Source organism: Clostridium sp. UBA1652, assembly GCF_002320975.1.
GTDB lineage: Bacteria > Bacillota > Clostridia > Clostridiales > Clostridiaceae > Clostridium_T > Clostridium_T intestinale.
This window is the reverse complement of record NZ_DCLI01000077.1, coordinates 25753-38236: the sequence shown is the minus strand read 5'-3', so window position 1 is coordinate 38236 and position 12484 is coordinate 25753. Positions and strand designations below refer to the sequence as shown.

8 protein-coding genes are annotated in these 12484 nt (G+C 30.3%); all 8 read left to right on the top strand.

The window, feature by feature from the left end; genetic code table 11:
- Positions 1-11 precede the first annotated feature (11 nt).
- The 8 genes from B3N22_RS15895 (at position 12) to B3N22_RS15860 (ending at position 12454) form a co-directional block, all read left to right on the top strand.
- Positions 12-995: an ABC transporter permease gene (locus B3N22_RS15895; protein ID WP_238902024.1), complete on the top strand. Its 984-nt coding sequence runs from the start codon at positions 12-14 to the stop codon at positions 993-995.
- A gap of 60 nt (positions 996-1055) precedes the next feature.
- On the top strand, positions 1056-2210 hold the full coding sequence (locus tag B3N22_RS15890; protein WP_238902022.1) for a sugar ABC transporter substrate-binding protein: 1155 nt from the start codon (positions 1056-1058) through the stop codon (positions 2208-2210).
- A gap of 90 nt (positions 2211-2300) precedes the next feature.
- Entirely contained in the window at positions 2301-3299 is a 999-nt protein-coding gene (locus tag B3N22_RS15885) for an ABC transporter permease subunit (protein WP_238902020.1), read from the top strand.
- Position 3300: 1 nt separating this feature from the next.
- Complete coding sequence (locus B3N22_RS15880; RefSeq protein WP_238902018.1) at positions 3301-4989, top strand: glycoside hydrolase family 3 protein; 1689 nt, start codon at positions 3301-3303, stop codon at positions 4987-4989.
- 32 nt (positions 4990-5021) lie between these two features.
- On the top strand, positions 5022-5657 hold the full coding sequence (gene pgmB / locus B3N22_RS15875; RefSeq protein ID WP_238902016.1) for a beta-phosphoglucomutase: 636 nt from the start codon (positions 5022-5024) through the stop codon (positions 5655-5657).
- Positions 5658-5749: 92 nt separating this feature from the next.
- On the top strand, positions 5750-8506 hold the full coding sequence (locus tag B3N22_RS15870; RefSeq protein WP_286908686.1) for an alpha-L-rhamnosidase: 2757 nt from the start codon (positions 5750-5752) through the stop codon (positions 8504-8506).
- Between the two features lie 29 nt (positions 8507-8535).
- Positions 8536-10719 carry a substrate-binding domain-containing protein gene (locus tag B3N22_RS15865; protein ID WP_238902013.1) on the top strand — a complete coding sequence of 728 codons (2184 nt, stop codon included), beginning with the start codon at positions 8536-8538 and terminating at the stop codon, positions 10717-10719.
- 208 nt (positions 10720-10927) lie between these two features.
- Complete coding sequence (locus B3N22_RS15860) at positions 10928-12454, top strand: sigma-54 interaction domain-containing protein (protein ID WP_238902011.1); 1527 nt, start codon at positions 10928-10930, stop codon at positions 12452-12454.
- Positions 12455-12484: the final 30 nt, after the last annotated feature.

The following is a 12484-nucleotide window of genomic DNA, read 5'->3' as shown; positions in this document are numbered from 1 at the left end:
GTAGTAGTGGAATGGTAAATGCAGTAGAGACAGAAAAACGAGTTGTTAAAAATGATCACTTATTAAAAACTAATGATGTTATTAGAAAAGTTACTCCATATATAGGGCTTATAGTGATAATTATATTTTTTGGTTTACTAAGTGAAGGATTACTTTTTAACTCGAGAAATATTAAATCCATGATTAACCAATTGTTCCCGATCTTGATTGTTTCTTGTGGAGCAGTATTTGTTTATTCACAAGGAGCCATGGATGTATCAGTTGGAGCTGTAGTAGGAGTAGGAGCGCTAGCATCTGCTCAGATATTAAATAGCACTGGTTCTTTTGCACTCTCTTTTATAGCTTCTATAGTAATTGCTCTTATATTTGCATTTGCGAATGGTTGGATAAGTGGGAAACTAGGAATGGCACCAGTTATGGTTTCGCTTTGTATGATGTTTGTCGGACGTGGAATAGTTACAATGGGAACAACTGAACCTCCAACAGTATATGCCAATGGAGATTTTTCTTTCCTAAATAATTCTATAGTAAAAGTAGTTGTGATGATAATTTTTATTTTAGTAATGACATATATTTTTAACTTTACAAAGATAGGAAAACAAGTAAAAGGGCTTGGAGGGAACAGAGTTTGTTCAGAGCAAGTAGGGATAAATATATTAAAGGCTCAATTATTAGGATACTTAACTATGGCAATTGGAGTAGGAATAGCTAGTGTGTTCATACTTAGCAGAATTGGAAGTGTAACAAGAAATACAGGATCAGGGCTAGAAATGGATGTTCTTCTAGCATTAATTTTCGGGGGAATACCTCTAACTGGCGGCTCAAAATCTAAGATAAGCTCCGCAGTTGTAGGAAGTCTTATTTATGTAATTCTTGGGAATGGACTCCTACTATCAGGTATTCCAGTAGAAGTAGTTCCTTTAGTAAAAGGAATAATATTCTTAGTAGTGGTATTTTTAAGTGTTTCAAAATCAAAAAAGGTATTGCCAAGATAAAGATCATTAAGCAACTGCTTTTATGATATAAAGAAAAATAATATAAATGGAGGAATAATTATGAGAAAAAAGATGGTAGCTTCACTATTTGTGGTATTAGTTTTAATGGTATCAATGTTTACTGGTTGTAGTAAAAGTAATGGTGATAGTACAAAAGATGGGAAAACAGGAAAGGCTGTAAAGATTGGAGTTATAAATTTTGACTATTCAACTTTATCAGGTTCAACACTTAAAGAATATTTAGAGTATCTTGAAAAGGATTCGGAGCTCAACGTGAAATTTATATTTAGCACAAGCCAAGCAAATGATCAAGAACATTTAGCAGCTGTAGATGCATTAATAACACAAGGTGTTGATGGAATTTTATCTTCGTTGGACTCTGGTCAAGAAGCAGTAGTTAAGGCCTGCAATGATGCAGAGGTGTATTATGCTAATTATAATACTGCATCAATACCTGATACTTTTAATAAGGTAAAGGAGAGCAAATACTTTATTGGGCAAGTTGCAGATGGAAAAGTTAATGCTTCAGAATTAGGAGAAATAGCAGCACAAGTTGTAATAGAAAACGGATTTAAGAATGTTGGAGTTACAAGTTTCCCACAAAAAATGATATTAGGACAAGGTAAAGCAGATCAAGCTTTCCGTAAAAAGATGAAAGAATTAGATCCGAATGGAACAGTTAAGATATACGATACACATGAACATTTCTTTGATGGATCAGGTATAGATACTTATATTAATACTAATGCTGAAATGGATGCTCTTTTAGGATTAGGTGCAGGTTTACAATTTGATTATCCTAAAATCGTAAGTGCTAATAAAAAAGGTAAAGTTAAATTATTAGCTATAGGAATGCAAACAGATAGTGCAACAACACAAGAGTTTAAAAATGGCGATATTGTTATGGGAACTATCTCTAATGTAGAAGCTATAGCAGCACCATTAGCAATTATGTTAGATGCTCTTAATGGTAATAAATATTCTGATTATACTGGAGCCTTACAATTAGATGGAACTACAATGGTTATTAAAAATTCAGAAGATGTTGATGACTTAACTAAATACACTTATTATGGCGAAGGTCAGCCACTTGTTACAAGTGAAGATTTAAAGAATCTAATGGTAACATTCAATGAAAAGGCAACACTTTCAAATTTAAAAGCTGAATTATTAAAAATGGATTTAAAGAATGCAGTAGAAAAAAATAAAAAATAGCATTTTAATGATATAAGGTGTATTCCTCCAAGATATTAAAAGTATTCTTGGAGGAAGCACTAAGATAATGAAAGAATAGAGGATATAATTATGGCAATTGATTTCAAAAGAATATTTAAAAATATACTGGGAACTGTAGCTCTGCCTATTGGTATGTTTATCATTTTCTTTATTCTAACTAGAAGTTTGGGGATTAATATTTATGGTAATAGAGATAGCTTTATATCAATAATGCAGAACACAATTTATTCAGTGTTTGTTGCATATGGGGTTAGTTTGACCTTTAAAAGCGGAATGATGGATTTTAGTATAGGTAGTGTAGTTATGTTAGCTTCAATTTTTGCTTATAACGTTACAGTAAAATTAGGTGGAAGTGCTTGGATGTTACTTGGTATGTGTATAATTTTTAGTATTATTCTTAGTACTATCATGGGAAGTTTGTATGTATTATTAAAACTCCCAATAGTTATGGTGTCTTTAGGTGTTACTATAATATATGAAGCAATGACAGGAGTAATATTTGGCGCAGAAGGTGCTAATGCATACTCTATTCAAAAATTTACTGTTTTTAGTAGAGAACCTTTAATGTATATCCTCCTAATAGGAGTAATGCTATTTTATTATGTATTTATAACACACACTAAAATAAGTTATAAATCTAGAGCCTTAGCATTCAATCAAATTACAGCAGTTAATATTGGAATAAAAGAAATACCTAATGTACTTATAAAGTATTTAGTATCAGGTGTATTATTAGGATTTGCGACTGTAATGTATGTAACTCAGACTAGAGTAGTTCCAGCTACTAGCTTTTCCTCAACCATGGTGATGTTTATGAACTTGTTTCCAGTAATAATTGGTTTATATCTTGGCAAGTTTTGTAATGACACTTTGGGAATATTTAGTGGAGCACTGACAGTTAGTTTATTTAATTATGGACTATCAGCTCTGGGATTAAATACGTCACTTGCAACAATATACTATGGATTATTTATGATACTATTCATAGGATATAGCACAAATGAAGAAAAAATTATTATGTGGATTAAAAATGTAAGAATCAGAGTAGCTAAAGAAAAGAGGGTGTAGAATGATTGACTTAGTTGGAAAGCCGTTTTATTTATCAGAAGAAGATATAAGTTGGGTCATAAAAACAAAATCAGAGATGAGTATAGATGAAAAAATAGGTCAACTATTTTGTCCTATAGGAATGAGTAATGAACTTAGTTACCTTGATGAGAATTTACTGAAGTATAACATTGGAGGTATATTATATCGTAATGGTATTGCAGAAGAAATGCAGGAAACCCATAGATATCTACAACAAAAAAGTAAAATTCCTATGTTTATTGCTGCTAACTTAGAAGCTGGTGGAGATGGTATAGCTATTGATGGAACAAGCTTTGGTAAGCAAATGCAAGTAGCTGCAACAGGAGATAGTAAGCATGCATATAGACTTGGTATAGTTAGTTGTAGTGAAGGAGCAGCAGTTGGATGTAATTGGACATTTGCGCCAGTTGTAGATATAGATATGAATTTTAGAAATCCTATAACCAATATACGTACCTATGGAAGTAATAAGTACACAGTAATAGACATGAGCAAAGAATACATGAAAGCAGCTAAGGAATGTGATGTAGCAGTGTCAATAAAACATTTCCCCGGTGATGGAGTTGATGAGGTTGATCAACATTTACTTACTTCAGTTAACTCACTTTCTTGTGAGGAATGGGATAAAACTTATGGTGTGGTATATGAAGAGCTTATTGATGAAGGCGCCTTAACAGTTATGATTGGACATATTGCTATGCCTGCATATCAAAGATACTTCAATCCGAACTTTCAAGATAAGATAATGCCAGCTACTTTATCTAAAGAGATAACTAATGACTTACTTCGTAAAAAATTAGGTTTTAATGGACTTATAGTGACAGATGCTACTCCAATGGTTGGATTTACAGCTGCAATGGAGAGAAAGAAAGCTGTTCCTTATTCCATAGCCTGTGGTTGTGATATTTTTCTATTCAATAAGGATTTAAAAGAAGATTATATATTTATGAAAAAAGGTTATGAAGAAGGAATAATAAGTGATGAAAGACTAGATGAAGCTATAACCCGTATACTTGCTACAAAAGCAGCTCTGAAGTTGCATAAAAAACAAAAAAATAATTGTCTTGTGCCTGACAAAAAATCTTTAGCTATTATTGGTTGTGAAAAACATAAAACTTGGGCTTATGAATGTGCAGATGAGGCAGCAACTTTGATTAAAGATACACAAGAATTATTACCTATATCACCTAAAAAGCATAAGAGGGTTCTACTTGAAATTCTAGGTGATTTTCCATCAAATGAAAGAGTGGAGGGAAAGATCACAGAGCTATTAACAAAAGAAGGGTTTGAAATAATTCCTTATAAAAAAGAAGATTTTACAATGCCTATTGATAACGTATCTGATATTAAAAGAAAATATGATTTAGTATTATATATTGCTAATATTGAAAATGCTAGCAATAAGACTGCATCTAGAATAAATTGGTATACATTTTTTGGGTTAGGTAATAATTTACCTTGGTTTGTAGAGGAGGTTCCTACTCTATTTGTTAGTGTGGGCAATCCATATCATTTATTAGATGTTCCAATGATAAAGACATTTGTTAACTGTTATTCTAATCATAATATCATGCTTGAAACAGTTGTAGAAAAGTTACTTGGAAGAAGTGCTTGGAAAGGTACAAGTCCTGTGGATTCATTTTGTGGCAAAGAGTATTTGAAATATTAAGTTGTAGAAACAGATTGGAAAGGAATCAAAGTATGAGGTATAAAGGAGTAATTTTTGATTTAGATGGCGTCATATGCCACACAGATAAATATCATTATTATGCGTGGAAGGAATTGGCAGATAGTCTTGGTATTTATTTTGACGAAATAATTAATAATAGATTTCGCGGCGTAAGTAGAGAAAAGTGTATGGAAATACTTTTAGAAGGGTATAACAATACTATTTCAGATACTGAGAAAACTATGTTAGCTGAGAAAAAAAATGATTTATATAGAGAACTATTAAAGAATTTATCATCAAAAGATTTAGATTTCGATATAAAAGAAACATTAGATAAATTAAAAGAAAAGGGAATTTCATTAGCAATTGGTTCGTCTAGTAAAAATACAATGTTTATATTAGGTCAATTAGGAATCAAGGATTACTTTAATGCGGTAAGTGATGGGAATAACATATCAAAATCAAAACCAAATCCAGAAGTCTTTTTGAAAGCAGCTGCATTTATGGGATTATCGCCAAAGGAATGTCTTGTTGTAGAGGATGCAAAAGCAGGAATTGAGGCAGCTAATAGAGGAGGATTTGATTCTGCTGGAATTGGAGAGGCAGCCCTTCATGAAAGTATTACCTATCCGATTAATAAATTTAAAGATATATTGAATATTATTTAAATTGAAGAGGAGCTGTTGGGTATTGTACAAGAGTTCCTTTCTAATTTCAAAATTTTTATTTGTTTTTAAACAAACCATGAGGGAGAGATTCTATGAAAATAGATAAAGTTAAAATAAACGGTATTAGAAATCCAATTGGATTTTATTATGATAAAGTAAAATGTTCATGGGTAGTAGAGGATTTTAAGGATACTATCCAAATTGCAGCAAAAATTGAAGTTAGTAAAGATAAAAATTTCATAAATATTATATATAGTAAGGAAGGTAAGAATCTATCATCAATCGGTGAAGAAATAGAGATAAATTTAGAACCAAGAACCAGATATTTCTTTCGTATAACTGTAGAAGGAAATAATGGAGAAACTGCAACAAGTGATGTATGCTATTTTGAAACTGGAAAAATCGGTGAATACTGGGCAGCAGATTGGATAGGACCTATAAAAGAACATAAATTCCACCCTATAATATTTAAAAATTTTGAGATAAATAACAAGGTTAAACGTGCGAATCTGTATATATGTGGACTCGGTCTTTATGAAGCTTATTTAAATGGAAACAAGATTGGAAATGAATATTTAACTCCATTTTTTAATGACTACTTTACGGAACTACAATATCAAACTTATGATATTACTAATATGATTAGTGAAAATAATATAATTGAAATTAGTCTTGGAAATGGTTGGTATAAGGGACGATTTGGGTTAGATAATTTGAATAACAATTTTGGAGATTGTTTTGCTGCAATAGCAGAACTACACTTTGAATATGAGGATGGAAGTAGTAAAGTTATAGCTACTGACTTAGATTGGAGTTATAAGGGATCTGATATCGAGGATAGTGGAATTTATGATGGAGAAGTTCTAAATCGTTTATTATGGATGGATAAAGAAAATACAGTTTTTAAGGTTGAAAAGATTAATTTAAGTAAAAGTAAATTAGTTGAAAGATTTAGTATACCAGTTATTGAGAAAGAGAGTATAAAACCAAAAGAAATTATACATACACCATCAGGAGAAACAGTAATAGACATGGGGCAAAACTTTGCAGGATATGTGGAGTTTATATCAGAATTACCTTACGGAACAAAAATTACTTTAGAATTCGGAGAAGTTCTTCAGAATGGTAATTTTTATAATGAAAATTATCGTACAGCTAAAGCACAATTTACTTATATATCAAAAGGAGAACTAGAAAAAGTAAGACCACATTTCACTTATTTTGGTTTTAGATATGTAAAAATAACTGGTTGGATTGGAGAAGTATCTTTAGAGACTTTTGTTGGTAGTGTAATTTATTCTGACTTAGATAGGACTGGTTTTATAGAAACTTCTAATAAGAAAATTAATAGGCTTTTCCAAAATAGTATATGGAGTCAAAAATCTAATTTTGTTGATATGCCAACAGATTGCCCTCAAAGAGATGAAAGGCTTGGTTGGACTGGTGATGCTCAAGTATTTGCACCTACAGCAAGCTATAATATGGATACAAGAGCTTTTTATGATAAATTTTTACATGATTTACGTAATGAACAAATGAAGTTAAATGGTGGTATACCTAATTACATTCCTAATCTGGGAGCATTAGGTGGTGCTTGCAGCGTATGGGGAGATGCGGCAACATTTATCCCAAAGGTATTGTTAGAATACTATGGAGATCAAGATGCAATAAGAAGGTATTATCCATTGATGAAAGACTGGGTAGATTATGTGACTCAAATAGATAAGGGAAATGGAGAACATAATTTATATGATACAGGTATTCATTTTGGTGATTGGCTGGCTTTAGATGGTATTACACCACAGAGTTTTAAAGGTGGAACGGATGATTACTTTATAGCTTCTGTATACTACTATGAGTCAAGTAATATCCTATCTAAGATGGCTGAAACGCTTAATAATGAGGAAGATACAAATAAGTATAGACAGTTAGCGAATAAAATCAAGAAAGCAATATTAAATGAATATTTCTCACCTACAGGTCGTTTGACTATTGATACGCAAGCTGCTTACATCATAGCATTAAAGTTTGGAATATATATAGATAAAGAAAAACTTGTAAATGGATTTAAGTTAAGATTAGAAAAAGATTGCTACAAAATTAAGTGTGGATTTGTTGGAGCACCTCTTTTATGTAGTGTACTTTGTGAAAATGGTATGGAGAATCTAGCATACTATTTCTTATTTCATGAAGGTTTTCCGAGTTGGTTATACTGCGTGAATTTAGGAGCAACTACTATTTGGGAACGTTGGAATTCATTACTTGAGGATGGAACAGTAAGTGGAACTGGAATGAATTCCTTCAATCACTATGCATATGGTGCAGTTGTAGAATTTATGTATAAACATATTGCAGGTATACAGCCTTTAGAGAACGGATTTAAAAAAGTTAAATTTGAACCTAAGTTAAATATTAAACTTCACTATATGAATTGCACATATGAATCTGTTGGTGGGAGATATGTATCAAATTGGAGGATAAATAAAGATGGCACTATAGAAATGCATTTTGAAGTTCCATTCAACTGTACTGCTATTGCGATATTACCAGAATATGATGGAGATATAATAGAGCTTGGTGGCGGAGTATATGATATAAGCTATAAACCTATTAAAGATTATAGAAAAATATTTAATGCTGAAAGCAGGCTAGAAGAACTTGCATTAGATGAACAAGCGATGAAAATAGTGAATGAGAAATTACCTTTGGCATCTTTAATGATAAAAAGTAAAGATAAAGAAAGCTTATCTAAATCATTACAACAATTATTTTATATGGAGTTTATGGGATTTAAATCTAAGGAGGTTCAGGATACTATTGAAGCATTGATGAAGATAGAGGTATATTAAAAGAATTCTTATCTTAGGAGCTGAGTACAATGAAAAAAAAGAAAAATTTTTACTCAAAAATAATATTAAAGCTAAATACAAGACTAAAATTTAACTTGTTAGTAGTTATATTAGCGATAAGTATCTTTTCCTTTGTGATACAAACTAATATTAAAGTTGAAGAAATATATACTAAGTCCATTACTACAGTATTTTTAGGAATATCAATTATATCATTAGTATGTATATTTATAATTTATAATACAACCATGAAATCTTTAAGTGAGGTTATAAATAGCGCAAAAGATATGGCGGAGGGGAAATTAAATAAAAACGATATTATTATTTGGAACAACAGAGATATAAGAATACTTGCACAATCATTTAATAAAATGAAAGCTAATCTTTTATTATTTTCTGATAATACAAAAATAAATGTACTTACTTTATTTAAATCTACTGAAAATGTTTCCAAAAGTATGGATTCATCTTACTTAGGAAATGAAAATGTTTATAGAAAAATACAAGAAATTTCCTCTACATCAAAAAAACAATTGAATCAGATAGAGGGAACTAACTCCAAAATTCACAATATTTACGAGAGTATTAACAATATATCTAAACAATTAAAAGAGCTAGAAAAAATGGCAGTTGATACAAGTATCGTATCAACTGCTGGAAAAGAAGATCTTGCAGCCTATGATGAAAGTTTAAAACTTATTTTTACTAGTATAAAAGATACTCAGGAATTTATTTTAAAATTAAATTTAAGCGCTGCTGAAATATCTGATATGGTTGTTTTTATAGTAGGTCTAAGTGAACAGTTAAAGTTATTATCTTTAAATGCTTCCATAGAAGCAGCAAGAGCAGGGGAAGCAGGAAAGGGTTTTTCAGTTGTAGCAAACGAAATTACCAAAATGGCTCAAGCAACTAAGGAGAGCATAGGAAGAATTAATGGGATTTTAGAAAATGTACTAGGTAATAGTAAAAATGTTGATGGAAGTATTAAGAGAAGTATAGAAAACTTTGAAAAAGGAAATGAAATATTTCTGAGAATGAAAAATGTTTTTGATGAAATTAAGGAAAAAAATATTTTAGTATTAAATGAAATTAACAGAACAGTTAATGAAGCAGTAATAATTGATGAATCAGCAAAAGAAACTTCAGACTTAAGTAAAAAAGTATTTGATTCATCAATAGGAATATCACATGATACTGAGGAAATATCGGATATTATACAGCAGGAATTATCCGAATTTCAAGAGATTAATTCTAATGTTGCATCATTACAAGGATTATTAAATAAGATAGAAAATATACTTAAATATTTTGATTTTGATATAAAACCTATTAAGAAAAATGTTAATAAGACTATTAATATTGCAGTAGTTAGTATAAATCCGAATTTTGGGCATATATGGAGCCTCATGTATAGCGGAGTACTGTATGCACAAAAAAATTTATCTAATAGCAATGCAAATATTGATTTTATAGAAATACCTCAAGAAAAGCTATCTCCTCAAGCTTTTCCCAAGTTTTTAGAGGAAGTTGCAGGAAAAGGATATGATGGAATCTCATTACTTGGATTTTTTCAAGAAGCATCACAAGTTGTTAATAAGGAAATTGATAAAGGAACTGCTTTTATGACATTTAATAGTGATATAAACTGTAAAAGACTGGCGTTTATTGGGCAAGATGCATATAAATCAGGTATTGTTGCAGCAGAAGCTATGGAAAATTACATAAACGGCAAAGGAAATGTGTTAATAGTATCCACTAATATGGTAATCGGAGAAATTGAAAGAAGAACAAGTGGATTTATTGATACTATATCAAAAAATAAAAATATAAATATTGAAAAAATGATAATTCAAAATCCATTTGATAGTAATAAAGTAGAAAGAGAATTAGAAGATTATATTAACAAACATAATTATTACGATGGAATTCTTTTAGTTTCTATAGGACAAGCTGAGTTAGTAAAAGTTTTAGAATTAAAAGGAATGGCAAAAAAGATAAAGGTAATTGTGTATGATACTACAGAGGAAGTGGTTAAAAACATCAGAAAAGGTTCATTAACTTGCGCAATTGGACAAGACCCATTTAGACAAGGCTATGACCCGGTAATTTATCTATATAATTATTTAGTAGCAGGTGAAAAACCACCCTATGATAAAATAAGAACAAGAATAGAAATTTTTGACAAAGAAAGTGTTGAGAATTTAGCTATTTAAGACAATTTTAGAGTGAAACTTAAAAGAGAATAAATAAAAAGGGTAGTAGTAAATCCGCTTTGAGATAGTACTACCTTTTATTTTGTTTAATAACAAATTTAAAGCATAAGTTCAATTAGATGACAATAAAAACATTTATCATTGACAAGATATAAAATAAGCAGGACACTAATAATAAGGTTTACACGGCGGGATTTATGGAGGAATTATGAAGCTTTTAAATCAAAATATAATTAAAGAGCAGCAAATTAAATCACTGTATACGATAAAAGAACTACTAGAGAAAGCTCAAAATGAAAATAATAAAAAATTAATTAACAAGTTAAATGAAATTTTAAGTACAGTATATTCAGTTGATAATTTGAAAGTAATAGCTGATTGTTCAGATGATAGTATTCATATAGTTGATGCAAATGGGTTTGTTATGTATCTTAACTCTGCATTTAGTAGATTAACTGGATATACAGAAGAGATTATTGGCAAAAGTATTGATGAATTAGTGCATGAGGGGTATGTAGCAGATATTGCACGAGAGGCTTTAAGAACCAATAAATCTGTCAGAGTAGCTAGAGAGCATAGTATTAATAAAATAACTGTAGCTACGACTGCTAGTCCTGTATATGGAGAGGATGGCACTAAGTTAGGGGTAGTAATTATTAGTAGAGATATAACTGAGGTAATAAATCTAAAAAAACAGTTGAATAAATCTAAGATATATTTGAAGTCTTTATCGGAAGAAAAAATTAAAAGAGAGAATGGGTTTGTTGATTTTATAAAAAATAAAAATAATAAATCTATGATAGGTGTGAGTAAAGAAACAGATAACATAAGAGAGTTAATAAATAGAATTGCTTCGCTTGATGCTACAGTATTAATAACAGGAGAAACAGGTACAGGAAAAGAAGTTGTGGCTAAGGAAATATATATGAATAGTAATAGAGTTGACAAGCCTTATATAAAGGTAAACTGTTCTGCCATCCCTGCAAATCTTATAGAATCTGAACTTTTTGGATATGAGAAAGGATCTTTTACAGGGGCTAATACATCAGGAAAAGCAGGATTATTTGAACTTGCAAATAAAGGAACAATTTTATTGGATGAAATAGGAGACATGCCTTTAGAACTGCAATCTAAACTACTGAGAGTTATACAACAAAAAGAAGTTACTAGAATTGGAGGACTCAAACCTATAGAATTGGACATTAGAATCATTGCATCCACAAATGGTAATCTTTATGAGCTTGCATGTTTAGGTAAGTTCAGAATGGATTTATACTATCGTTTAAATATATTTCCTATTAATATTCCACCATTGAGGGAAAGAAGAGAAGATATAAAAGTACTAGCGGAGTATTTTTTGAACATCTTTAATAATAAGTATGATAAAAGTATTAAAATTGAGGAAAGTGCATATGAACCACTAAATAACTATAAATGGATTGGAAACATAAGAGAATTACAAAATATAGTAGAACGTATAGTATTGATATCTGATAAGGATAATATAGTCTCTAAAAAAACAATAATCTCAATTCTTGGAGTAGAGAATATAGAGCAAAATATAAAGAAAGATATGGGGTTAAAAGAAAAGGTTGAGGAACTAGAAAAATTAGAATTGATAAAAGCCTTTAAAATAGGTAAAACAACTAGAAAAGTTGCAGAGCTGTTAAAAATTAATCAATCTAATGTAGTTAGAAAAGCAAAAAAATATGGATTAGATCTTTATGATGCTTAAGAGCATCTAGACTAATTCAGAAATGTATAG